Source organism: Ferruginibacter sp. SUN106, from assembly GCF_050611765.1.
GTDB lineage: Bacteria > Bacteroidota > Bacteroidia > Chitinophagales > Chitinophagaceae > Ferruginibacter.
The window spans coordinates 372057-395061 of record NZ_JBODJC010000005.1 but is presented as its reverse complement, the minus strand read 5'-3'; the positions used below and the strand labels follow the sequence as shown (position 1 = coordinate 395061).

At 38.1% G+C, this 23005-nt stretch carries 22 protein-coding genes; 12 read left to right on the top strand and 10 right to left on the bottom strand.

Going from position 1 to position 23005, the window contains the following annotated elements; genetic code table 11:
- Positions 1-94 precede the first annotated feature (94 nt).
- Positions 95-493, top strand: coding sequence for an Hsp20/alpha crystallin family protein (locus ACQ334_RS21155; protein WP_430990265.1), 399 nt, complete (start codon positions 95-97; stop codon positions 491-493).
- Positions 494-550: 57 nt separating this feature from the next.
- Here the strand turns inward: ACQ334_RS21155 and ACQ334_RS21150 are convergent, their stop codons facing one another.
- The 6 genes from ACQ334_RS21150 to ACQ334_RS21125 all read right to left on the bottom strand — a co-directional run bounded on the left by ACQ334_RS21150 (position 551) and on the right by ACQ334_RS21125 (position 8652).
- Positions 551-952 (bottom strand): DUF3037 domain-containing protein, encoded by a 402-nt coding sequence (locus ACQ334_RS21150; protein ID WP_430990264.1) that lies wholly within the window; start codon positions 950-952, stop codon positions 551-553.
- On the bottom strand, positions 930-1727 hold the full coding sequence (locus ACQ334_RS21145) for a HipA family kinase (protein WP_430990263.1): 798 nt from the start codon (positions 1725-1727) through the stop codon (positions 930-932). The genes ACQ334_RS21150 and ACQ334_RS21145 overlap by 23 nt, the downstream gene beginning before the upstream one ends.
- Positions 1728-2086: 359 nt before the next feature.
- Complete coding sequence (locus ACQ334_RS21140) at positions 2087-4765, bottom strand: MGH1-like glycoside hydrolase domain-containing protein (protein WP_430990262.1); 2679 nt, start codon at positions 4763-4765, stop codon at positions 2087-2089.
- 406 nt (positions 4766-5171) lie between these two features.
- Entirely contained in the window at positions 5172-6284 is a 1113-nt protein-coding gene (locus tag ACQ334_RS21135; protein ID WP_430990261.1) for an AI-2E family transporter, read from the bottom strand.
- A 191-nt stretch (positions 6285-6475) separates the two neighbouring features.
- Positions 6476-8287, bottom strand: a complete 1812-nt coding sequence (locus ACQ334_RS21130; RefSeq protein WP_430990260.1) for a beta-galactosidase — start codon at positions 8285-8287, stop codon at positions 6476-6478.
- Between the two features lie 11 nt (positions 8288-8298).
- Positions 8299-8652, bottom strand: a complete 354-nt coding sequence (locus ACQ334_RS21125) for a cupin domain-containing protein (protein WP_430990259.1) — start codon at positions 8650-8652, stop codon at positions 8299-8301.
- A 103-nt stretch (positions 8653-8755) separates the two neighbouring features.
- Between ACQ334_RS21125 and ACQ334_RS21120 the strand changes: the two genes are divergently transcribed.
- The 3 genes from ACQ334_RS21120 to ACQ334_RS21110 all read left to right on the top strand — a co-directional run bounded on the left by ACQ334_RS21120 (position 8756) and on the right by ACQ334_RS21110 (position 10103).
- Positions 8756-9136, top strand: coding sequence for a hypothetical protein (locus tag ACQ334_RS21120; protein ID WP_430990258.1), 381 nt, complete (start codon positions 8756-8758; stop codon positions 9134-9136).
- 84 nt (positions 9137-9220) lie between these two features.
- On the top strand, positions 9221-9553 hold the full coding sequence (locus tag ACQ334_RS21115) for a hypothetical protein (RefSeq protein WP_430990257.1): 333 nt from the start codon (positions 9221-9223) through the stop codon (positions 9551-9553).
- Between the two features lie 58 nt (positions 9554-9611).
- Complete coding sequence (locus tag ACQ334_RS21110) at positions 9612-10103, top strand: hypothetical protein (RefSeq protein ID WP_430990256.1); 492 nt, start codon at positions 9612-9614, stop codon at positions 10101-10103.
- A 368-nt stretch (positions 10104-10471) separates the two neighbouring features.
- Here ACQ334_RS21110 and ACQ334_RS21105 read toward each other — a convergent pair whose 3' ends face one another.
- Both ACQ334_RS21105 and ACQ334_RS21100 read right to left on the bottom strand, forming a co-directional pair.
- A complete protein-coding gene (locus ACQ334_RS21105) occupies positions 10472-11215 on the bottom strand; it encodes a LytR/AlgR family response regulator transcription factor (RefSeq protein ID WP_430990255.1) in 744 nt (247 codons plus the stop codon).
- A gap of 4 nt (positions 11216-11219) precedes the next feature.
- Positions 11220-13247: a histidine kinase gene (locus ACQ334_RS21100; RefSeq protein ID WP_430990254.1), complete on the bottom strand. Its 2028-nt coding sequence runs from the start codon at positions 13245-13247 to the stop codon at positions 11220-11222.
- A gap of 239 nt (positions 13248-13486) precedes the next feature.
- On the opposite strand from ACQ334_RS21100, the gene ACQ334_RS21095 reads away from it, so the two are divergent.
- From ACQ334_RS21095 to ACQ334_RS21080, 4 genes are all read left to right on the top strand, one after another.
- Entirely contained in the window at positions 13487-14386 is a 900-nt protein-coding gene (locus tag ACQ334_RS21095) for a hypothetical protein (RefSeq protein ID WP_430990253.1), read from the top strand.
- A 33-nt stretch (positions 14387-14419) separates the two neighbouring features.
- Positions 14420-15292, top strand: a complete 873-nt coding sequence (locus tag ACQ334_RS21090; RefSeq protein ID WP_430990252.1) for a c-type cytochrome — start codon at positions 14420-14422, stop codon at positions 15290-15292.
- A gap of 92 nt (positions 15293-15384) precedes the next feature.
- Positions 15385-15786 carry a hypothetical protein gene (locus ACQ334_RS21085; RefSeq protein WP_430990251.1) on the top strand — a complete coding sequence of 134 codons (402 nt, stop codon included), beginning with the start codon at positions 15385-15387 and terminating at the stop codon, positions 15784-15786.
- Positions 15787-15962: 176 nt separating this feature from the next.
- Positions 15963-16751: an alpha/beta hydrolase gene (locus ACQ334_RS21080; RefSeq protein WP_430990250.1), complete on the top strand. Its 789-nt coding sequence runs from the start codon at positions 15963-15965 to the stop codon at positions 16749-16751.
- A gap of 100 nt (positions 16752-16851) precedes the next feature.
- On the opposite strand, the gene ACQ334_RS21075 is transcribed toward ACQ334_RS21080, so the two are convergent.
- Positions 16852-17535, bottom strand: a complete 684-nt coding sequence (locus ACQ334_RS21075) for a hypothetical protein (protein ID WP_430990249.1) — start codon at positions 17533-17535, stop codon at positions 16852-16854.
- Positions 17536-18471: 936 nt separating this feature from the next.
- On the opposite strand from ACQ334_RS21075, the gene ACQ334_RS21070 reads away from it, so the two are divergent.
- Positions 18472-19443, top strand: a complete 972-nt coding sequence (locus tag ACQ334_RS21070) for a glycoside hydrolase family 43 protein (protein ID WP_430990248.1) — start codon at positions 18472-18474, stop codon at positions 19441-19443.
- A 195-nt stretch (positions 19444-19638) separates the two neighbouring features.
- Here ACQ334_RS21070 and ACQ334_RS21065 read toward each other — a convergent pair whose 3' ends face one another.
- Entirely contained in the window at positions 19639-20592 is a 954-nt protein-coding gene (locus tag ACQ334_RS21065; RefSeq protein WP_430990247.1) for an ion channel, read from the bottom strand.
- 214 nt (positions 20593-20806) lie between these two features.
- Here ACQ334_RS21065 and ACQ334_RS21060 point away from each other — a divergent pair, with 214 nt between their 5' ends.
- The 3 genes from ACQ334_RS21060 (at position 20807) to ACQ334_RS21050 (ending at position 22990) form a co-directional block, all read left to right on the top strand.
- Positions 20807-21316, top strand: a complete 510-nt coding sequence (locus tag ACQ334_RS21060; RefSeq protein ID WP_430990246.1) for a hypothetical protein — start codon at positions 20807-20809, stop codon at positions 21314-21316.
- 155 nt (positions 21317-21471) lie between these two features.
- On the top strand, positions 21472-22395 hold the full coding sequence (locus ACQ334_RS21055; protein WP_430990245.1) for a hypothetical protein: 924 nt from the start codon (positions 21472-21474) through the stop codon (positions 22393-22395).
- The gene (locus ACQ334_RS21050; protein ID WP_430990244.1) at positions 22385-22990 is read left to right on the top strand and encodes a hypothetical protein; all 606 of its coding nucleotides are present in this window, start codon (positions 22385-22387) and stop codon (positions 22988-22990) included. The genes ACQ334_RS21055 and ACQ334_RS21050 overlap by 11 nt, the downstream gene beginning before the upstream one ends.
- The last annotated feature ends 15 nt before the right edge of the window (positions 22991-23005 follow it).

Genomic DNA, 23005 nt, shown 5'->3' with positions numbered 1-23005 from the left:
CATATGGTTTGACCTGTCATTTTTACAGAAAAATTTTTACGGCATTGTTTTTACGCTGTATGGTTGTAATTATTTTTCACTAAAAACAAAAAACATGCACTACAATCAGTCATGCGCCGCAAAAGGCAACGCACACGGAAATCACGGCAGGCCGGGATTTATCCGCTCTATGCAAAGGGCATCAGTAAACATTTACAAAACTGAAAACAGTTATGAATTACTGGTATTTGCACCTGGCAGAATTAAAGAACATTTTCATTTAGCCGTAAATGGAAATGAACTCACTGTTTCTTACACTCCGCCGGAAGGCTTTCCCCGTCCTGAATGGATATTAAGGGAATACAGCCGTGGCGGATTTACAAGAACCTTTACCTTAAATGAAAACATCAACACCGCTGCTATTACAGCAAAGTATGTAGACGGCGTTTTACAGGTAAGCTTACCTGTTATTGAAGGTAAGGAAGAGTTGAAAAAGGAAATTGTGATCAACTAAGCGTTGTATTAAAGTAAACGGGCTCCAAATGGAGCCCGTTTTTATTTCAGAAAAAAATTATTGATCTTTTGCAGGAGGTAACACTAACTGTTTATGCAGTTTAGTTAATGTTTCCAGGGCATCACTGCATAGGCCCGGGTGCACTTTTGAAGTTTGTACAATCGTACTCCTGGTAGCGGTAAGCCAGCGAAAGCGTGACGCCATATCCAATTTAGCAATTTCACCTGCAGCAATATCTCCGTTGCTTATTTTTTCAAACACACAAAGATGTTCATGTAAAGCCGCCATATCTAAATAACCTGCAAAGGCACGCAATCTTTCTTCATCTACAGTAAACATAGTTTGTAAAAACCGTAAGGGTTTGCAATACAATATCACTCCCACGTTGAGGAACTCTTCTCTTTCCACACGTGGCACAATGCGAATAACAGCGTACTCAAATAAGTGATTGTCTTGCATGTTGTGCTTCTTTTACAAAAATAGCAGATGATTCCATCCTGGTTATTAAAAACTGTGCGTAAATATTTCGCATTGCTTCAGCGTTTACATCAAATACATTTTCTGTCAGCCATTCTGCAGGAATTAATGCAACAATGGCATGAATCTTTTCTGGCGTAAGCAAGGTTTTAAAAGTTGTATCAACGGTTTCCACCTCACTTGCCAATGGCAGCAATACATGATCTTTTATTTGCACAAAAGGCCGCTTTGCCTGCTCTTTCCAATCGCCACCACCATGATGAAAATATAATGCAGCACCATGATCGATCAGCCACAATTCCTTCTTCCACATCAGCATATTGGTATTCTTTGGCGTACGGTCCACGTTGGTTAGTAAAGCATCCATCCACACAATCTGCGAAGCCATTAATGCAGTGGGTGTATTGATGGCTGCATCAAAACTGATGGCGCCGGCAAGGTAATGCACAGCTAAATTCAGTCCTTCGCTCTTACGCAATAATTCCTGTATCTCTTCATCAGGTTCTGTTCTGCCGAAGGCACTGTCTAAATTAGCAAATACAATTTCGGGAATTTTAAAACCCAATACTCTTGCGATCTCTCCGCCGATCAAGTCTGCAATTAATGCTTTTACACCCTGCCCTGCGCCCCTGAATTTTAGTACGTATAAAAATCCATCATCCGCTTCGGCAATCGCAGGCAAAGAACCGCCTTCTCGCAATGGCATTACATAGCGGGTTACATTTACGGTTCTTAAATCGGTTAGTTGATGAGTCATTTAGTTGGTTAGAAAATTTTCCTGATGCCGAAGGTAGAAAGAAAGTTTATATTTAAACTATAGTAACCCTTTAAGTACAAGAATTATGAGAACTATGATTAAAATAAACTTATTTCAGAACAAAGTGTGTAATTAAATCTAAAAGGTATTTTTTCTTTTTCTTTTATTTAACCAGGAAATGAAAAAAAATATCGGAATAAAAAAACAAGTTAGTATTACTGTGATAAAAATCCAATCTTCTAACATATTGGGGCGAAACCGAAGATGACCGTGTGAACCAACAACGTAAAAAGAAAATACACCCAATCCAATAAATATTGTGATTACTGATATTAATATTTTCATAAAAAGTTATTTACCTATCCTTCCTCCTCCTCTTCATCCGTATAAATTTCCGCTCCTGTTCCCGGCTTCCATTCTTCTTTAGGTACTTCTTTTCCACCGATAAGATCTGCCACTAATGCTGTCCATCCCGTTTGATGGCTGGCACCTAAACCACTGCCGGTATCTCCATGAAAATATTCAAAAAATAACACCAGTTCTTCATTACCGGGTCGGCTGTAAAACCAGTTGTAATCACCATACGATTTCCTCTTGCCTTTTTCATCTTTGGCAAACAGGCTTACAACTTTTTTGGTAAGCATGTCGGCAACATCCAGCAGGTTCATCATATTACCAGAACCTACAGGGCATTCCACGAGTAAATGATCACCATAAAATTCACCATATTTTCTGATTGCCCTAATGATAAGGTAATTGATCGGCATCCACACCGGGCCACGCCAGTTACTATTGCCACCAAAAAGATTGCTGGTACTATCTCCCGGGTCGTACTGAATGGTATAATTAACGCCATCAACAGTTACTGAATACGGATTGGCCTCATGATATTTTGATAATGCCCTGATACCACCATCAGATAAAAATTCTTCTTCGTGCAGTAAACGTTGCAGTAAAAATATCAGGCGGTCTTTTTTTACTAAAGAGATCAATACTTCTTCACCATCACCCCGTTCTTCATTAGGCCAGAAACGATTATTTTTTTGCCTGTAGTTTTCAAACCAACCAATACGTTTGGTAAAGTCTGGTACTTTATCAAACAATTCTTTACTGATGGTACTTACAGCAAACAAACTTGTGAGCCCTACAATACTTTGTATTTTTAATGGCAATGGATCTGCACCGGTAACCACTAACGTATCATAAAAAAACTTGTCTTCGTCATTCCACATAGTATGACTGTTCAATGCTTCGGCAATTAATACAAAGTGCTCGAAAAATTTGGTGGCCGAATCTTCAAACGCAATATCATGGCGGGAGATTTCCAATGCCATATCCATCATGTTCAATGCATACATGCCCATCCAGCTGGTACCATCGGCCTGTTCCAATTGCATGCCTTCGGTAAAATGATGGCTGCGGTTGAATACCCCGATATTATCGAGACCTAAGAAACCGCCTTCAAAAATATTGTTACCACTTTTATCTTTTCGGTTGATCCACCAGGTAAAATTGATAAGTAATTTCTGAAACACTCTTTTTAAAAATATTACATCTCCTTCACCGTAAGTTTCTTTTTCAATCCTGTAAATTTCCATGGCTGCCCATGCTTGTACAGGAGGATTTACATCACTGAAATTCCATTCGTAAGCAGGTAATTGTCCATCGGGTTTCATATACCATTCCCTCATGATCAGTTGCAACTGGTGTTTGGCAAAAACCACATCCACCATGGCTAATGAAATGCAATGAAAAGCAAGATCCCATGCGGCATACCAGGGATATTCCCATTTATCGGGCATGGCAATTACATCCTGGTTCTTTAAATGCTTCCAGTCATTATTTCTACCGTTTTGTTTACCGGTATTTACTGGTGTAATACCATCACTGCTGGTAAGCCAGCGCTCCACATCAAAATGATAAAACTGTTTACTCCACAATAAACCGGCTAAAGCTTTACGTTGTATATTTTTTAAATCAGCAGAAATATCATTAGGCAGAATGGCGTTGTAAAAATCATCTGCTTCTTCTTTTCTTACTCTGAAAACTTTTTCAAAACCTAAAGAAAAAGGTTTATCATCTGCCCTGTTGGTAAGCCTGCAATAAACAGTTTTTGTTTCCCCGCCTTTAATATTCAATTCATACACCGGGGAAAATTTAGTGCCTTCTTTTTTATTCCGGAGTTTTACTTTGTTGGTACCACTGATTATCGCATCATGAAATGCATCTTTTGTAAACGGTGTTTCATTGGCTGATCCGTTCACTTTATTCATGTTGGTTTCATTTTCGGTAAACAACCTGTCGGCAGGTGTTTGAAAATAAAAATAATAATTGCCTAACCTTGGGTGGCTTACATTAACTGAATTTTTATCACCATAAGTGATCACCGGTTTTTTTTCATCGGGCGTAAATACCCATTTATTATAAAACCATAGTGTAGGCAATACAGTTACCGGTGCTTCAACAGTGTTCCGGTTAGTAATGTCTATTTTTATATAGATATCGGTTGGATTTTGTTTAGCATAAGTAACTTTTACATCAAAGTATTCATCATTTTTAAAAATACCGGTATCCAGTATTTCGTATTCCGGTTCCTGCTTGCTCCTGTATCGGTTGGTATTCACCAGGTCGGCATAAGGAAATTCATTTTGCGGATACTTATATAAATATTCCATGTAATAATGCGTAGGAATATTATCCTGGTAGTAGTACAACTCTTTTACATCTTCGCCGTGATTGCCATCGTAATTGCCTACACCAAACAAACGTTCTTTTAAAATTTTATCTTTGCCATTCCATAATGCAATAGCAAAACAAAGATTTTGAAAATAGTCTGAAATACCTGCTATACCATCTTCGCCCCAGCGGTAGGCCCTGTAGTGTGATTGATCAAATGGAAGATAGCCCCAGGCATCGCCATATAAGCCATAGTCTTCACGTACGGTACCCCATTGCCTTTCACTTAAGTAAGGCCCCCATTGCTCCAGAGGTACTGGTTTTTCATTGTTAACTTTTAATCGCTGGTGTTCTGCTGTCATTTCAATTATTTGATAAAACAATTGCTGCCATGGTCATTCTTCAGCCAGGCAACATTTCATGACAAGCAATCGTTGAAAAAACAGGTATAAAAGTAGACAATTTAAAAGAGTTATTCATCGCCGTTTTGAAAATAATGCCGCAATCGTTTGTTGGAGGCGTAAGGCGTGAGTAGTGAGACGTCAGTCGTGAGTGAGTGCTAACGGATGGTGTACTCACGACTGACGATTCACCATTCACGACATTACATCACCCTTCCCTCTTCTTAAACTGAAGCTGTGCCACAATTTCGTTTATCCCTTAATTTATTGTTTCTAAAATTATAGGTGTAGGTAAGTTTATAAGTGCGGAAGATAAAGGTGAGCTTTACTGTGGCATAAAGTAATAATAAGCCAAGGTTAACTTGTACTATTTCTTTTTGAGTTTAAGTTTTTGTAAATGCCGCATTATTCTCTTTTGAGGAATATCTCCGCTATCATCGCTTAATAAAATAGACCAGGGTTTAAGTGTATCGATCTGTGCAAATATTACATTGAGAATGGCAATAGTGGGTAATGCCAGGAATATGCCCGGCAGGCCAATGAGTGTTCCGCCAATTACAACACCTACAATGGTCATCAGTGCATTCACCTTTACTTTAGAACCTACAATTTTTGTCATTAAAAAATTGGAATCTAAAAAATGAATGGTTTCCATACTTACAATGATCCAGAAAATACTATTCATACCAGATGAATTACCCATGGTAACCAGTACCGTAAAAACCAGCCCGGTAAAAAAACCAATATATGGAACGATGTTGAGCACACCTGCCAGTACACCTAAAAAGACCGCATACTTAACACCGATTATTAACAGCACTACCGAGTTAGCGGTAGCTACAATTGCCATTTCAATGATCAGGCCGGTCATATATTTTTGAATGATCTGTTTGGATTCGATCATCACATGCTCCAGGCTTTCTTTATGTTCTGTTTTAAAAACTGCAAACAAAAATCTTTTTATCATTTGCTTGTAACAAAGAATAAGAAAAGAATAAATAGCTACCAGCACCACAATAAGTATGGTTTCTGATACGCCTAAAAAAGTTTTGCCGATAAGTGTACCGCCATTTTGTTTTACACCCTGGCTGGCATTTTCGATGATCACTTTTTGCTGGGCTGTTGTTATATGGAGCTTTTGTGCTACCCATTTTTGTAAAGTGTCCAGGTGCTCATTCAGGTGTTCCTTGATAGAAGGTATATCGTTAAAAAAGCCCGCCATTTGAGAAGAAAGAAAATATACTATAGTGGCAATTAAAGCCAATGCAAATATTACTGCTGTAAAATTTGCCAGCGTTGCAGGAAAATATATTTTTTGCAACAGCCTTGTAACCGGTAATAATAAAATAGATAAGAGAACTGAAAAATAAATGGGCACTAATACACCATGGCCAATGTAAATAATAAAACCTATCAGCAAGATCATTAAAAGTTTATAACTGAGCCGCTGAGGATAGGATATTGTTCCGGGATTATTCATTATAGGGAATGTTTAAATAAAATGATGGCCTGCCATTATTTATATACCCTGCGGTATAAAAGTAATGGCAGAACAACCCTATAAAATTACCGGGTTACAATAACAGGCCTGTTACATGATTATGTTATTAAGTTATATAATTCACAGGTAGGCAAAGTGATGGCAATAGTATATGATGGGTATAGATTTTTTTACTCCATCTCAGTTTTCCCTTCTACAGCTGCTACAGTATTTTGCAGCAGGTCAAACACAATAATATCGTTGTTCCCTTTTTTAAGCCATCCTTCAGGGCAATATAATCTTTGTTGCGGCCCCACATTCCAGTAGCGGCCAAGGTTATGCCCGTTTACATAAACAATGCCCCGGGTGTACATAGACATATCAAAATAAGTATCCCCGGTTTCAGTTAATGTAAAGCTGCCTTTAAAAAACATACCATTATTAAATCCTTCAGGGTATTTTGGCTGTAAACCGGATACAAATTTTTCATCCATAGGCAATAAATAAGTTTGCCAGTTCATCAGCGTCATACCGTTAAGGGTTACCCTGTCTGTAATACCTTTCCGGTCGATCATGCACTGGGCAAAATTAATATGCCCCATGCCTTCTACCAATATATCCAGCTGCGGATTTTCCGCTGTTGTTTTAGGTAGCTTAACCGTCCACCTGCCACCATCCCGGTGAATGGTATCAACAAGTTTTCCTTCTAAAAAGATCAATGCAAAATCATGTGGTTCTGTAATAGTAAGGTTGCCACTTTTGTGCCCTATCAATTTAGTACGGTATAATATCAGCCCCTGGTTTTGATCGTAATATTCCATTGCTTTTGGTTGCGGCGATGCAATGGGTGCTGGTAATTCTCTCCATATACTGGTTAAAGGGGTTAATGCTATTGCAGGAATGGCGATCGTTTTAATTGCTGCCGGTACATCCGGAATTTTATATTTTACATACTGGCTGATGAGGTTACGCAACATATAATACTTAGGTGTTGCCTGTCCCTGTTCATTAATAGGCGCATCATAATCGTAGCTGGTAATATCAGGTTGAAACTGTGTTGCGCTGAACGCATTAGCTCCTGCAGTAAAGCCAAAATTGGTGCCGCCATGAATAACGTATAAGTTAAACGACTTTCCATTCTTTAATAAATAGGTTATTTCATTTTTAAGATCAGTAGTATCTGGTCGCTGCCATTTTTCCTTCCAATGGGTTAGCCAGCCGGGATAAGTTTCTGAACTGAATACCGGTACATTGGGATTATGTTTTGCAGCCACGGCAAAATCTGCATCGCTGCCACCTGAATCGAGGCCAATGGCGGCACCTTCTACCGAACCGGCATCAAGCATATAAGGTGTTGCTCCATCTGCAGTATAAAACGGACCAGGAATACCATTTTGTTGCCAGAGTTTTTTTAAAGTAAGCAGGTAGGTTTTATCATTGGCATAACTACCATATTCATTTTCTATTTGAGTAAGAATAACCGGGCCGCCATTAGTGCACAATAAAGGTTTTATTTCTTTACTGATATTTTTTACATAGCGGGTAAGTGCAGCAATATAACGGTTATCCATACACCTTATTTTAATATCAGGGATTTTTAAAAGATAAGTGGGTAAGCCACCCCAGTCCCACTCTGCACATACATAAGGCCCGGGTCTTACAATCACCCACATACCTTCCTGCTGGCAGATACGCATAAACTCAGCAATATTTTTATTGCCGGTTTTAAAATCAAATACGCCTTCTTTTATTTCATGATAATTCCAGAAAAAATAAGCTGCAATAGTATTACAGCCCATTGCCTTTGCCATTTGAATACGCTGGCGCCAGTATTGTGCCGGTATCCTTGCAGGGTGCATTTCGCCACTGATGATCTGGAATGGTTTTCCATCTAACACAAATTGTGTTTTATCAAATGCAAACACATGTTTTTGCTGTGCTTTTGTTTGCTGGCATAAAAGCAATATAATACTACAGGTAATAATTTTTTTGAGATAAGACATGTATGTCAATTTTATTTATTCGTGTCATTTACAAAATCTGTCCTGCACGGGCTGAATGCATCTATCAGCATACCTGCCCGCAGGCAAACACAGCCATGCAATACACTGGAAGGCATAAAACATCCGTCACCGGCATTGATTATTTTTTTCTCCTGCCCTATAACAAACTCAAAACTACCACTGGCTACAAAAGTGCATTGCGTATGTATATGTGAGTGCATTGCGCCTGTTGCACCTGTCTCAAATTTTACTTTTACCAGCATCAGCGTATCATCATAACCAAAAACCTGGCGTTGTACTCCATTGCCCAGATCTTCCCAACCGGTTTCAGCTTCAGTTAAAAAAATTCTACCTGCATTTTTCATCTTTTATTTTCTTTTGATAAACTTACATCACAAATATCAATTTTATAACAGCGGTAAACAATTAACTGTACAAAATAGTAACTTGCGCTTAAATAATGTTTTTATGAAACAAACCTCACTATTCCTCATCGGGCTGCTGTGCTCTATCGCTTCTTTTGCTCAAACAGAAATAAAATTAGAAGATATCAGTAAACATGTTGGCGATTCAGTAAAAGTGTGCGGAAAAATCTATGGCGGTATTTTTTTAGAAAGAGTGAAAGACACGCCTACGTTTTTAAATGTGGGTGGTACTTATCCCAATAACCCACTTACTGTTGTTATTTGGGCCGATGTAAGAAAAACATTTGAAGAAAAACCGGAAGAATTCTATAAAGACAAGGCTGTTTGTATTTTTGGAAAAGTAACCTTGTATAAAGATAAACCCCAGATTGTGCTGTATAATAAAAACCAACTGGTAATCAGCCCGATGGTGGGCGGACAGTAACATTCAAAAAGCACTTTCTTTTATCCACCTTCAGCATTTTAACATTTTTTGGTAAAGTAATTGAAATACTTCCCCAAAAAACCGATGCCTACAAAACACCTGGCTGTATTGTGTATTGCCACAACCCTGCTTTTATGGGGCTGCGGCAGAAAACAGGTACCACAGCAAACTGACTCAGTAACATCCGCTAAAACAAGCGGGGCCGTTGCAACAACCTCCGCTAAGCCGGCAACAAAAAAAACTCCGGTAGCAGTACCTAAAGTAATTGTAGTAAATGATAATGTAGCCACAAAGAGTTTTGATGGCAGGTTATATTATGACTTGAATGGACACAGGTACTGGCGCAATTACAATGATGGCAAGTATTACTTGTTCAATAAATCTATGTACGCTGATAGTGCCTTTAAGCCGCATTAATCACAACCCCAAAACTTTACCACCATCACCAATTTTCCAATACTATAAACCAATAATTATGAAAAAGCTCACTTTAATTTTTACTATGGCTATCTCTGCATTGGCCACGAAAGCCCAATTAAAAACAACAGCAGTTTGTCCGGTTTTTAATGTAGATGTGCTGGAAGGTACCATTAATAACGACCTGAGTGCAAAATCTACTTTAGGCGAAGTTAAAACTACGTTTCCCTGTTTTACTGATTTAACGGAAACCAGTTCGGGCAATGGCTGCATTGGTGCTTTTTATAAAGACAAGGATATCAGTTTTTTTACAGAAAGAGGCTATATCGAAATCGGGGAGAAGTTTAAAGGCAAATTGAGTTTGCCGTTGATGGGAGCCAGCCGCAACAGCTTATTCAAGTGGCTGGGCTATCCCAAAATAAAAGATGTAAACTGGGACGCTTTTCAAACTAAGTACGGCATTCTCATTTTATACTACAATAAAGCCAACAAGATCAATAAGTTACAACTTAGCAGTAAAACTACAGATACTATTAAGCTTTGCGAATAGGTGCTCCTTTTAAAACCACTGGTTTTAAATCCGGCTTTTTAATTTTTTCGTAAGTTTATTTTTTAACCCGGTTCTTCATTAAAGTACCTATAACCATTTACTAGCTAAAATCAACCTTTGGATAACTTAATTTATATATGTGGAAACAATAGTGCAACTTTACATCATCAAACAGCGAAAAAGTAAAGTGGGGTTGAATTGATAAAGTTCTGACAAGAATAAACAAGTTTTTTTAAAATATTGGACTGTTGCTCCACTGCAGCTTTCCGTAACTCGGTTTTTCATAGGATATTGGATTTTAAAACGGGGCAGGATTTCTATCCAGCCCTTCTTTTTTTGTACCATTCCTGAAACCAGTTGCTTTTTACTTACAACCAACCAAAACTTTCAATTAATTTTTCTTTTTTATTTCTTGCTACGGGTATATTTTCATCATTCGACATTACCAGGTAATTACCTTCCCCCCTTACATACTTTTTTATATGATCAAGATTAACGAGGTATTGGCGGTGCACCCGTAGAAAATTTCTCTCTTCCAATACCTCCTGTATATCACCTAATGTTTTGGATACTATATATTGCTGACCACCTGTAATATAAAACCGGGTGTAATTATTATCTGCTTCGCAGTACAGTACGTTTTTTATTTCGGTAAAAGTTACGCCATTCTGATAAGGCAATGCAATTTTATCCGGCTGGTATTTTTCTCCTGCATGCAATTGCTGTTTTAAGGATTGCAATTGCTGGGTACCGGGTTTTTGTTGCATTGCTTTTGCCACAGCATTAGTCAGCTCTTTACCATCAATAGGTTTTAGTAAATAATCCAATGCATTAAAGCGAAACGCCTTTACAGCAAACTGGTCATAAGCAGTTACAAAAATCAAGCTGAAATTTATATCGCCCAGTTTTTCCAGTAACTGAAAGCCATTCAACACCGGCATTTCAATATCCATAAATACAATATCAGGTTGCAGTGCTTTTATTTGCGCCAGTGCTTCTGTACTTGATGTGCATGCTGCAACCACTTCCACCTGCAGGCAATACATCTTCAGCTGCAGTGCCAGTAATTTCACGCAGTCCGGTTCATCATCTATAATAATTGCTTTAAGCATAATTTTATAATGGTATTTGGATGATCACTTTGGTACCGGCGCTATTACCTGTTTCATCTTTCAGATCGATGATCTGTACTTCAGTTTTAGTTTGATAAATATGATTGATGGCATCCAGCCTTTCTGATGTCATCTTTAAACCAAATGATTTTTGCCTTGTGGCAGATTTACTTTTATGTTCACTTGCTTTATCACGGCCAATACCATCATCAGTTATTTCAATATGCAATAAATATTCTTCGGGTTGGGAAATATCAATGCAGATATTTCCTCCTTCCGGTTTATGCATCAATCCATGCCAGATAGCATTTTCCACATAAGGTTGTAACAATAACGGAGGCAGTTCAATATATTGCTGATCAATATGCGGCACCACATTGATCTGGTATTTTACTTTATCCTTAAACCGCATCGCCTCCAGTTCGATATATAGTTTTAATGTTTCCAGTTCTTTTTGCAGGGATATTTTTTCTGATCTTGAATTTTCTAACACCAACCTGATAAGCTGTGAGAATTTAGTAAGGTATTCTGATGCCGTTTGCGAATCATTTTCTAAAGTATACAGTTTGATGGAATTAAGGCAATTAAAAATAAAATGGGGATTCATCTGGGCTCTTAACGCCACCATTTCTGTTTCGGCGATCTTTTGTGCAAACTCAGTTTGTATCTGTTTTATTTTTTGATCTTCCAGTACCTGGCTTTGTTGCTGCAGTTCATTGGTTCGTTGTTGTAATGCAGTTTCCAGTTGCAGGTTGTAATTCTTCTGTAACGCATTTTTTTCTTCCAACACCAGTTTGCTACGGTACGTAAGGGCAAATGAAAAACAGATGGCTTCAATAGTTAGTCCTAATAATAAAAAAACAATAGGAAAATTAATGATCAGGAATAACTCTGGTTTCATTTTTTCGGAAGGCGCATAAATATTGAATAGCGGCATACACCATAATATCACAAGGCTTAATATACCGGTGAATAAAAACCATTTCACCTTGTCTTTACTTTTTGCTGCAAGAATTAACAACACAATATTGAGCAAAAGGATAGGAACGGGTATTAAAACAATGCCATAATAATCCGGGTTAAAAGGAAACCAGCCAAAGCGTACTTCTGTAAATTCCAATACTAATTGAATTACACAAATTGATACCAGCAGTTTTACCAGCAGCCATCCTTTTTTAAAATGAACATCCAATTGTAACATGCGGCCAATAAAAAAGCTATATAATACCGGTATAATATACACGAAAACAGAAAAGATAATATCATGCACTAATGGCGAAAACATTTTCATTCCCAGGCGGATATCCATCCAGTGTAACCCGGAAAAAAACGCTGCAACAGCATAAGCAATATACCAGGCAAAAGCTTTATCCCGGTACAAATAAAAATGGTACGCTGCATAAATGCCGATAAAAATAAAACACCCCACCATTGCTGCCATTATAAGAAAAAGATAGCGGGAGCTGAATCCGCTTTCAATATCCCCGGCCATACTGATGAACTTTGTTTCCAGCAAAATTTGCGGCGGTATCAATTGATTTTGCCGGTCTTCTGTTCTAAACCAGTAATTAACTGTTGTATTGGGGGGTATTATAACAGGTAATCTTCCCCTGTCGAATGCTGATGAGTTAGCCTTTTTTTCAGTTTCGTCAATTTCTTCATAAGCTCCGCTGCGCCCTAGTAAATCTGTATTGTTGTACAAGCTGGTAAAATAATGCACTGTATAGATACTCAGGTTTACAGTATCCAGCTGGCTTGTGTTTTGAATGGTGAACTTAAGCCATTGGATGATCAATGGCCGGTTAGAAAATTTTTGTTTTCTTAACTCTTTCCTATAAGGTACAAAGGCCTGTTTTTTTACTTCTTCAAAACTAAATGCTTTGTTTAAAGTTTCTTCGTAAAACAAACAATGGTCCGCAATATCCATTGCTTTCTCCCATTTGGGTTGTCCGTTTATTTTAATGGTATCCTGTGCAGCGCTTATACTACTACTTAAAATAAAACAGGCCATTAATAAGAGTATCCGCTGCATAATCAGGTGCTATATTTTTAAAAATAAGTAAACCATCCTGCATATCCTAAAGCATTTGGTGAATAGCCATTTTTTTGAGGGAATGGTAAATGCATTGCAAACATAGCTGCTACTCCTTAATAAAGCTACTCACTCATAAAGAAGGTTGCTCACTAAAACACTAATAAAAATTGGCTTCAACTGACTGAGATTTATCACAGCAATTATCAACACTTCATTTATTTTTTAAATACACTATAATGAAAACAGTACAGCTCAACATTTTGCTACTATCATTTATTGCAGTATTTACAGCTTCCTGTCAAAAAGATACTTATAATATGCCCAATGCAAAATGCCTGGTTACATATACAGAAGAAGATTTGTACGGCACTTCGCTGAACATTGTCTACAATCAAAAAGGCGATCCGGTAACATTGAGTCTTTCTGGCTTTCCTGCCACCATTTTATATGATGCAAAAGGCAGGCTTTTAAAAGTAAATTTTGGTACCGGTGGTGTGCATTTTGATTACTTGTATAATGACAATACTTTTTTACCGGCAATATTAAAATATTATCGCCCCGGCCAGGGAGGACTTATAAGCATTGACAGTTTTCATTACAATAATGCGGGGCAATTAATAAAAAGAGAAAATCATAACCTGCTCGATCCTGCTTACAACAATGCTCAAAAATTTGAATACAACAACAAAGGCAATTTAAAAAAAGTTACTATCAGTTCGCAAAGCGGTGGATCCGTATTTAACCCAGCTGTTGTTGCATTTGAAGCAACACGGTATGATGATAATTACAATTTTATGGGTGGCAATCAATGGATCAAATACCTCTTGTTTTACAGCGATATGGAAGACTATGGATACTTATTGTTTAGTGTAAACAATGCCATGGATTGGAAATGGGGTTATCCTGAAGGCAATGTATATAAGGTAACAACTGCATTAAAGTATAACGTTGATGGTTTTGCCACTTTGGTTAATGGCCATTATTTTGATACCGACGGCGTTACTGAACTGACCAGTTTCATCCGGACCAATACATCTACCTGCGATACCCCTGCTGCTAATCATCCTGCAACCGAAAACAAATTGGTGCAGCCCAGCAGAAATACTTCTTTACACAATACAAATTCTGAACAATAAAACATTTCCTGCACTTTATTAAATAAAACAACCATGCTAAAAAAAATATTAAAATGGACGGGTATTGTAATTGGTAGCCTGCTGGTATTACTGTTATTATTTTACGCCGTAGTATATTTTAAAACAGAGGCCCGTATCAATAAAATCTATGCTGTAAACATTCAACCATTAACTATCCCCAGTGATTCGGCATCGCTTGCATTGGGATCACATATATCGGCAATAAAAGGTTGCACCGATTGTCACGCTAATGGTGGCATACCTTTTTTTGATAATAAAAATCCCGTAGTATTGTTACATACTGCCAACCTTACCAGTGGCAAAGGCGGTATTAATTATACCGACCAGGATTGGATACGTGCATTACGCCATGGCGTGGGTAAAGATGGAAAATCGCTATGGTTTATGCCCAGCCAGCATACCAGTGCCAACCTGAGTAACACAGAGCTGGGTGCTTTAATCGGTTATTTAAAACAGTTGCCTCCTGTTGATAATATACATCCCGAAAAGCACCTGAAACCTTTGGGAAGACTGCTTACTTTTTTTGGGAAATTTCCTTTGCTTACTGCTGAAGCTATTGATCATTCTGCTAACTATCCTGATGAAATAAAACCTGAGGTTACAGCAGCTTATGGTAAATACCTTGCGGTGAGTTGCCAGGGTTGTCATGGCATTAATTATAAAGGTGGCCCTGCTCATGGGCCAGATGAGCCGCCAATACCAGACCTCACCAGCGCCAGTTATGCAGGTAAATGGACCAGCGACCAGTTTGTAACGGCACTGCATACCGGAAAAAAACCTGATGGAAAAATATTATCGGATTTTATGCCGTGGAAAACAATAGGTAAAGCATATACCGAAGACGAATTAAAAGCTTTGTACCTGTACCTGCACGACCTTAGATAGATCAGCTTCTTATTCACTGCAATGTCTCTGTTTTAAATTTAATGCATGCGCAGAGACATTGCAGTAAGAGAACAAGTGCAAAATTGTACCTTGTGCCTGTGATAGAACAAACAGCGCTTATCGTAACCAAATGGCTTTACCATCCCCCTGTTAACCTCCCCGAAATAGATGAAACAAAATTATCCGGATTAATTTCATTGGATGTACAGAAGAAAAGAGCCCTGGAAAAAAAAGGTATTGCCTGCCGTTTTACCTGCAACTTTGCTTATGCTAATGAGCCCCTGCTTGATTACGTGGCAGAAGATTCTTATGTAATAGACCTGCCGGATGTAATTGATAAAAATGAATTGCATTCCATGATCAGGAATTCTTATGCCAAGTTTAAAGAGAAATTTGATTTTAGAAAAATGAGTACAGTACTTAGTAATATACCGCTGCAGCATTTTGATGAATCTAAATATGATCTTGAACCAGTATTACTCCTTTTGCAATAGTTTTTATTTAAAGCTGCAATGCATTTCATTGAACATTGAGTGTTGAATATTGTACATTGAATATTTTTCTTCGCCTGTAAACAAGCCATTTTAAGTAAAGCCCCTTCTATTTAATGGTTGTTGTACACATCACCTTCCTTTTGTATCTTTTGCATTAACTCCAAAACAAACTTAACATGGCACAAAGAACCGTTGTGTTCATTCATGGCTTATGGATGCATAACAGCTCCTGGCAATCCTGGATGGATTTTTTCAATCAACAAGGTTATAACACAATCAACCCTCCATGGCCCGGCGACTCTGCTACTGTTGCCGAATGCCGTGCTAATCCACAACTTATCGCCAACAGGGGCGTTACAGAAATTGCAGACAGTTATGCTGCAGTAATTGCGTCACTTCCTGAGCCACCCATTGTTATCGGGCATTCTTTTGGCGGTCTTATTGCACAGGTAATACTAGGCCGTGGTATTGCTGCTGCCGGTGTGGCCATCGATCCTGCACCTATTAAAGGGGTATGGCAATTACCTTTTTCTGCGCTCAAAGCATCTTTTCCTGTATTGGGCAACCCTTTCAATTTTAAAAAAGCGGTCTCTTTAACTTTTAAACAATTTTGCTATGGCTTTGCCAATGCAATACCCGAAGCAGAAGCAAAAGAACTATATGAACGCTGGACCATACCTGCTCCTGCCCGTCCGCTTTTTCAGGCGGCTACAGCCACATTTGCAGGTAAGGAAACAAAAGTAAATACGTCTAATACTACCCGTGGCCCATTATTGATTACCGGTGGTGAAAAAGATAATATTGCCCCGCCGGTATTAGGTAAAGCCTCTCTTAAAAAATATAGTACTGCCGTTGTTACCGAATTTAAATTGTTTGAAGGCCGTGGGCATTCGTTGATTTTAGATAGTGGCTGGAAGGAAGTAGCGCAATATTCCCTGGATTGGTTGAAGAAGAATGGGTTTTAATAAAAATATTTGTGATTTGTGATTTGTGATTTGCAAAAAATATCCCGCTGTTTTCAGCGGGATATTTTATATTCTCTTTTTGTAGTAATACAAGCAGTGATTATCCAACATCTTCCGGTTTATCTTTCAGCACTAATTCTCCTTTCACCAACCACGAAGTACCGAATGATAGTAAAGCACCCCACTCCAGCCAGAATATAGGATGGTATTTGTCGATGCTGTGCAGGTGTTTTCCAAAAATAGCATAGAGTGCAATGGCTGCCACAAACACCACAATTAAAATAGCACAGGTACGGTAAATTGTATTGCGCATTTTTTTCTGTTCTGTTGCCCGGCCTTTGCTTTTAGTAAAAAAATAAAAGGAGATACCAGCCAGCAATAAAAAGAATATAGTGGCACAGATAAAGTGTACAGCACGACGTATGTCACTATCGGGCAAATGCGAAATGGCACACCTGTTACTGCTGTTATCGTTAGTGGGAAAGAAGGCAATGCCCAGCGCAAATATGCCCGCCAGCGTGGTAAGGATATTATCTTTATCACCCGGGTAACCTTTGTACGCAATTAAAAACATAGCCACAGCACATAATGTACCTACAAATAAACCACCCACTATGGTATAGTAATAATGGCTGATGGAATCCTGCATGCAACAACAATCGGTACAAATATAATTTCCAAAAAGCAATGCAAGCGGCAGTAAAATGCCCAGCCAGCCAATGGTTTTACGAAGTGTATTAAATGAAATAAGTCGTGGGTCTTCTTTAATTTGTTCTGTTGCCATGGTGTGTAAGATTAAAGTTCAGAATGCAATCGTTTGTTAATGGCTACCTTAAAAAATATGATACATAAAGCCATAATCATTTCAAATATACATGTAATATACTGCTGGTGCAATGAGGTAAAAACCCTTTTTAAACAGGATTGAAGTACTGCAAAATTTTAATCTGGTTCCAAGATTGGCGTAAACGCAACGACAAAAAAATAGCCCCTCTATAGAAATAGAGCGGCTTTAACGATTGCTTGCTATATGAAAAATCTTAAAAAATTATTTTTAAAAACCCTCTTCTTTATTCTCTCAGCAAAAAAAGTAAAAAATTTTTTTTGCTTTTTTCATCACATATAGATTAATTCTATATTACAAATATACAACAAAATTGCTAATTTTTTACATTACTGAAGAAAAAAATTAATTTTTTTTCTTTTTTTAGCAAAAAAAATATGTCTTCCGGTATTTGAAGCTAAAAAAATAGCCCTTCAGTAGAAACTGCCGGGCTTTAACGATTGCTTGCTATATGAAAATCTTAATAATTATTTAACAAAACCGCGCTTTTATACCAAATACACTATATATTTGTGAGGCTTTAACGATTGTCTGCTTAATGAATAATTTAAAGACGCTCACTTTACTAACACAAAGGTAATAGGAGCGTCTTTCTTTTTACAACCAAGTTCAGCTGTGTTTTATGATGGTTAACCATCCTTTTTTTTTCTAAATCCTTTGTGGGAGTAGCTTTCAGCTGGTTTTGATAATGATGCCCATTTAATAAAACAGGCTTTATTTATAGTAATAATTATCGTTGTTGCAACAATAATCGGGTTTTTACTGATAGTTTTATAGTGTTTTTATCAAAATAATACCATGCCCCTTTCGGATTTCTGCCTGTTAGCTTTCCAATAATTATTTTTTATCCTCACACTCCGGTTTTATATTACATACATGAAACGTATTATGTACAGCCTTTTTATCTTATCGGCGGCTTATAGTGCTGCTGCACAACCGGTAACGTCCGGCAATCCCATTATTAAAGGCTGGTATGCCGATCCTGAAGCAGTGATATTCAATAATCAGTACTGGATCTATCCTACTTATTCTGATAAATACAATAAGCAGGTTTTTTTTGATGCTTTTTCCTCCACCGACCTGGTGCATTGGAATACGCATGCACACATACTGGACACCACTGCCATCAAGTGGGCCAAACGTGCCATGTGGGCACCTGCTATTGTACAAAAAGGTAAAAAATACTTTTTCTTCTTTGCTGCTAACGATATTCAAAATGACAATGAAAAAGGCGGTATTGGTGTGGCTGTAGCTGATAAACCGGAGGGGCCGTTTAAAGATTACCTGGGTAAACCGCTGATTGATAAATTTTATAATGGTGCTCAACCTATCGATCAGTTTGTATTTAAAGATAAAGATGGCCAGTACTATATTATTTACGGTGGCTGGCAACATTGCAATATTGCCCGGTTAAAAAATGATTTTACAGCCATTATACCTTTTAAAGATGGCACCATGTTTAAAGAGATTACGCCTAAGGGTTATGTGGAAGGGCCATTTATGTTTATGCGTAATAACAAATACTATTTTATGTGGAGCGAAGGCGGTTGGACCGGCCCTGATTATTGTGTGGCTTATGCTGTTTCAGATTCTCCTTTCGGGCCTTTTGAAAGAGTGGGTAAAGTGTTAGAACAGGATTCTGCTGTGGCTACTGGTGCAGGCCATCATTCTATTATACACAACACTAAAAAAGACCACTGGTATATTGTGTACCACCGCAGGCCACTTGGCGAAACTGCCGCTAATAACAGGGCTACCTGTATTGAACAAATGTTTTTTGATGATAAGGAGATGATACTGCCGGTGAAGCTGAGTTTTACGGGAGTGAAAGAAGAGAAGCTGAAGTAAGAAGGCGAATGTTCAATATTCAATGATCAACTTTCAATGTTCAATTAAAGGCAGCTCATCAGGATGTACTTCTGATCAGTAAAAGAAATAATAAAGTTTAATGCAATGCATTTTATTATTGCATATTGAGCATTGAGTATTGAACATTGGATATTTATTAACAGAAACCTCAACTAAAAGACAGCTATTCCAACTTTACACCTCATTATGTATATTCAGCTTATGCAGTTCCAGTATCGTTGTTTTGCCATCATCGCTTTCCCTGTACATGGGCACAAACTTGCGGTTGAATAATATTTCACTGAAAGTATAAGAAGTGCGCTGTTGTACAAAATTGCTGAACACATCATCAAATCCACGCAGGTTAACGTATAATTCCACATCAGCAGTTTTCATATCTTCATCGGTAAACCCATGAAAAGGACTATTCTCGTCAATAGGGTGCACTACCGTCCAGCTCATGGGCATGGTTTCCACACGGGTTCTTTCTAAATTCAAACTAAAGTATTTATAATCCGGTTTATCGTTTTCCACCACCAGCAAACCTACATTCACTCTTATCTCCAGTTCGGTTAAAGAATGTTTGTCTTTAAAAGCTGCAAAACGAAACATCAGCGCTTTGCCTTCTTTATATGGGCTTATCAATGCATGGTCACTAAACTCCAGGTAACTTCTTGGCTTACTAAATCGGCCATAAATTAAACCGGTGGCAATAGCCAATGAGAGAAAACCCGTAAGCGCTTCGGCAGCGGCCACCATATTGGCACCATCGCCTGCAGGATTTACGTGTCCATAACCTACCGTGGTAAAAGTTTGGGTACTGAAGTAAAACATCTCCCTGAATATTTTCCAATTGCTGCCCACGGTAAGCCCTTCCAGTTGTTGGGCACCAATAATAAAATAGATGGTGGTAAAAATAAGGTTGATGGCAATAAAGAACAGAAAGATGATAAGGATGAATTTCCATTGTGGCAGGTTCAGCATATCATGAAAAATACTGAAGCGCTTATGAAAAGACATACCTTCTTTTACCAGGTTGTAGCTACCATCCTTATTAATGAAACGGCCACCTACTTCATTATTGTTACCAGCAAAGCCGGTATCGTTATTTTGTTTACTAAAGGGGTTTATTTTTTTATATGCAGCCATAATTTTTGAGTGGAATTCCTACAAATTTAACATACTAAACCAGCAGAGTCACAATTCTTTACTATAAAATTATTGCCGTAAAATACACCAATTGTTAAAGTGTAAAAACAGTGGCTTTGCGGCACAATATTACGTGCTGAATATAGTTAGTAAAGTATATTCCCCCACATCTGCCAGTACCCGGGCAGGTGCTATCATTTTTAAATTATTCTATATGAAAACAGAACAGAAAAACTCCCATTTAAAGGTTGTTGTAGAACAGGTTACCAATAATACCACTGCCTGGATGGGCCACCGTGTAGCTAATGAAGACATTGTTACCGGTCAAACTTTTACCTGCCCCGCCGAAGGCGACCTGGGCATGATAGAAATTTTTTCGACGCTTGTTATTAAGCCCGGCCATGCAAATATGACCGTACACCCTTTTGACCCTGCAACTAAAAAATGGGGCCCCGCCTTATTTAGCTCTACTGTAGATATTGAAAAAACAGATTCAGGAAAATGGATCTCTTTTCCGCAAAATGGATTGCATATGCATAAAGGCAGTACTTATGGTTTCCGCCTGCAAAGCAATGATATGTATATTGGCATTGGTGAAGCTGCAGGCTGTAGTTTGCAACCTCAATTTACAGGCGGACAAGAATGGGTATCACCATCAAGTGATCAGCCAGGTAAATTTTTCAGCTACCTGAGCCTGGCTTTTAAAGTAGGGATCAGGGCCTGATATGATAAATTAATTGATGTTTAACTTTTCTATAAACACCCCATCAACATATTAACTATATGCTGACGGGGTAATTTTTTGCTATTATTCAGCTTCGCAAAAACGCAATTCACCATTTTATTATTAGCTACCTTTACTGAATAAATAACAAGCATTTGAAATTAAGCAGCCGGGCAGTTTTTTTAGTTGCAGTAATTTTTTTAGGTACTATCAGCAAAAGTCTTGCTATTCCCATATTTACACCAACACCCGAAAAAGAAGTTACTTCTACCCGGCAACAAGCTATTGCTTTTATTGATGGCATTAATAAACTTGAGCCCAGCGCCTACTGGCCTAATATTAAACCTGCATTATTTTTGCAGAACTTAAAAACCACTATTCACGAGCCCATCAGTATTTACCCAGGCAACGGCACTAATTTTTGTGGTTATGGCGCACTCTCCTATTTGTTTTTACAGGATGACCCTCTAGGGTATGCCAAACTGTTACTGGAGTTGTATAAGGAGGGCAAAGCCAGTTTTGCTAACGTGGTATTTACTCCTTCGGAAGCTATAAAAAAAGAAGCCGGCAGGTTAAGGTACAAAGGCATATTAGATATTCATCCGGCAGAGCAAATGTGGTTTTTATCCCTTGCAGATCATTATAAAGGCTACCTGAATATTTTTAACCGTAACTACAACCCGGGTGATGAAGACCGTTTTTGGGCTTCGGTAAATTTTGCCAAGTTTAACCGTATGGTACGTAGCCTGCTGCAGTATAAAATAAAGGCAACGGGTTCCGATCTTATTCGTCCGCATATTACCGATCCCTACGAGTTTATCAGCGACAGGCTGCAAACAGGTAAAGTGGTTTTATTTATCAATAACCGGATAGTACATAAAAAGAACCATGTAAAAATTAAAGTGGCTTTGCCCACACATTTTATTGTGGTGGAAAAAATAAGCCGGCAGGATGACCTGATCACCCTGGTGTATTGGGATTATGGAGGTAGAACTTTGTTACAGTTATCGCCTGCATTTTTAAGGCGCATCATTTTCGGTATCACCTATTGTACAAAAAAAGAACAGCATGCGGATTAAAATGATACCTACCATATTATTCATCATTGTTGCAGGCTGTATATTTTCCTGTTCGCCAAAAAACATTTCTACCAAATATTATTACCAGCACGAAAAAGTATTGGATAAAATTGAGGAAACCTATAAAGCGCTTTCGCTTGAACATCCCTTTACAGTTGGCTTTACAGATAAAGCTTTTAAAACTATATCGCTTGAAATAATCACTGATACACTCAGTTATATTTATGAATTTGATATCAGTGAGTCACGACTGGTTGACACTTTAACTGCTTATCATTTAAATGCACCTAAAGTAATTAAGCTTATTCAGCAGATGGAGTCCATACATTGCACCTGGATAAAAAATTACGATTACTATGTGGATGAAAAAAAGAACACCCTGGTGTTTATGTCAATAAGAGCAGTGGCTTTACATTCGCCACTGGCGTATAAAAAATATTATGTGCTCAGTTATTTTCAGCAACCACAATACTTTGATAACAATGGCAACCTGCTGGATAAAAGAAAACTCCGCCGCCTGCGTAAAATAAACGGGGAGGTTTTTAAAAGGATCAACGATAAAGTATGTTTTACCGTGTCTGGTAAATTCAGGTAATATAACAGGAAGAGA

What these genes read in the sequence shown, in the direction of transcription:
- ACQ334_RS21125 (WP_430990259.1), bottom strand. Translation starts at nt 8,652, where the DNA reads ATGAAAAATGCAGGTAGAATTTTTTTAACTGAAGCTGAAACCGGTTGG.
- ACQ334_RS21115 (WP_430990257.1), top strand. Translation starts at nt 9,221, where the DNA reads ATGCCTACAAAACACCTGGCTGTATTGTGTATTGCCACAACCCTGCTT.
- ACQ334_RS21105 (WP_430990255.1), bottom strand. Translation starts at nt 11,215, where the DNA reads ATGCTTAAAGCAATTATTATAGATGATGAACCGGACTGCGTGAAATTA.
- ACQ334_RS21120 (WP_430990258.1), top strand. Translation starts at nt 8,756, where the DNA reads ATGAAACAAACCTCACTATTCCTCATCGGGCTGCTGTGCTCTATCGCT.
- ACQ334_RS21145 (WP_430990263.1), bottom strand. Translation starts at nt 1,727, where the DNA reads ATGACTCATCAACTAACCGATTTAAGAACCGTAAATGTAACCCGCTAT.
- ACQ334_RS21080 (WP_430990250.1), top strand. Translation starts at nt 15,963, where the DNA reads ATGGCACAAAGAACCGTTGTGTTCATTCATGGCTTATGGATGCATAAC.
- ACQ334_RS21090 (WP_430990252.1), top strand. Translation starts at nt 14,420, where the DNA reads ATGCTAAAAAAAATATTAAAATGGACGGGTATTGTAATTGGTAGCCTG.
- ACQ334_RS21065 (WP_430990247.1), bottom strand. Translation starts at nt 20,592, where the DNA reads ATGGCTGCATATAAAAAAATAAACCCCTTTAGTAAACAAAATAACGAT.
- ACQ334_RS21110 (WP_430990256.1), top strand. Translation starts at nt 9,612, where the DNA reads ATGAAAAAGCTCACTTTAATTTTTACTATGGCTATCTCTGCATTGGCC.
- ACQ334_RS21130 (WP_430990260.1), bottom strand. Translation starts at nt 8,287, where the DNA reads ATGTCTTATCTCAAAAAAATTATTACCTGTAGTATTATATTGCTTTTA.
- ACQ334_RS21155 (WP_430990265.1), top strand. Translation starts at nt 95, where the DNA reads ATGCACTACAATCAGTCATGCGCCGCAAAAGGCAACGCACACGGAAAT.
- ACQ334_RS21140 (WP_430990262.1), bottom strand. Translation starts at nt 4,765, where the DNA reads ATGACAGCAGAACACCAGCGATTAAAAGTTAACAATGAAAAACCAGTA.
- ACQ334_RS21060 (WP_430990246.1), top strand. Translation starts at nt 20,807, where the DNA reads ATGAAAACAGAACAGAAAAACTCCCATTTAAAGGTTGTTGTAGAACAG.
- ACQ334_RS21150 (WP_430990264.1), bottom strand. Translation starts at nt 952, where the DNA reads ATGCAAGACAATCACTTATTTGAGTACGCTGTTATTCGCATTGTGCCA.
- ACQ334_RS21075 (WP_430990249.1), bottom strand. Translation starts at nt 17,535, where the DNA reads ATGGCAACAGAACAAATTAAAGAAGACCCACGACTTATTTCATTTAAT.
- ACQ334_RS21095 (WP_430990253.1), top strand. Translation starts at nt 13,487, where the DNA reads ATGAAAACAGTACAGCTCAACATTTTGCTACTATCATTTATTGCAGTA.
- ACQ334_RS21070 (WP_430990248.1), top strand. Translation starts at nt 18,472, where the DNA reads ATGAAACGTATTATGTACAGCCTTTTTATCTTATCGGCGGCTTATAGT.
- ACQ334_RS21135 (WP_430990261.1), bottom strand. Translation starts at nt 6,284, where the DNA reads ATGAATAATCCCGGAACAATATCCTATCCTCAGCGGCTCAGTTATAAA.
- ACQ334_RS21100 (WP_430990254.1), bottom strand. Translation starts at nt 13,247, where the DNA reads ATGCAGCGGATACTCTTATTAATGGCCTGTTTTATTTTAAGTAGTAGT.
- ACQ334_RS21050 (WP_430990244.1), top strand. Translation starts at nt 22,385, where the DNA reads ATGCGGATTAAAATGATACCTACCATATTATTCATCATTGTTGCAGGC.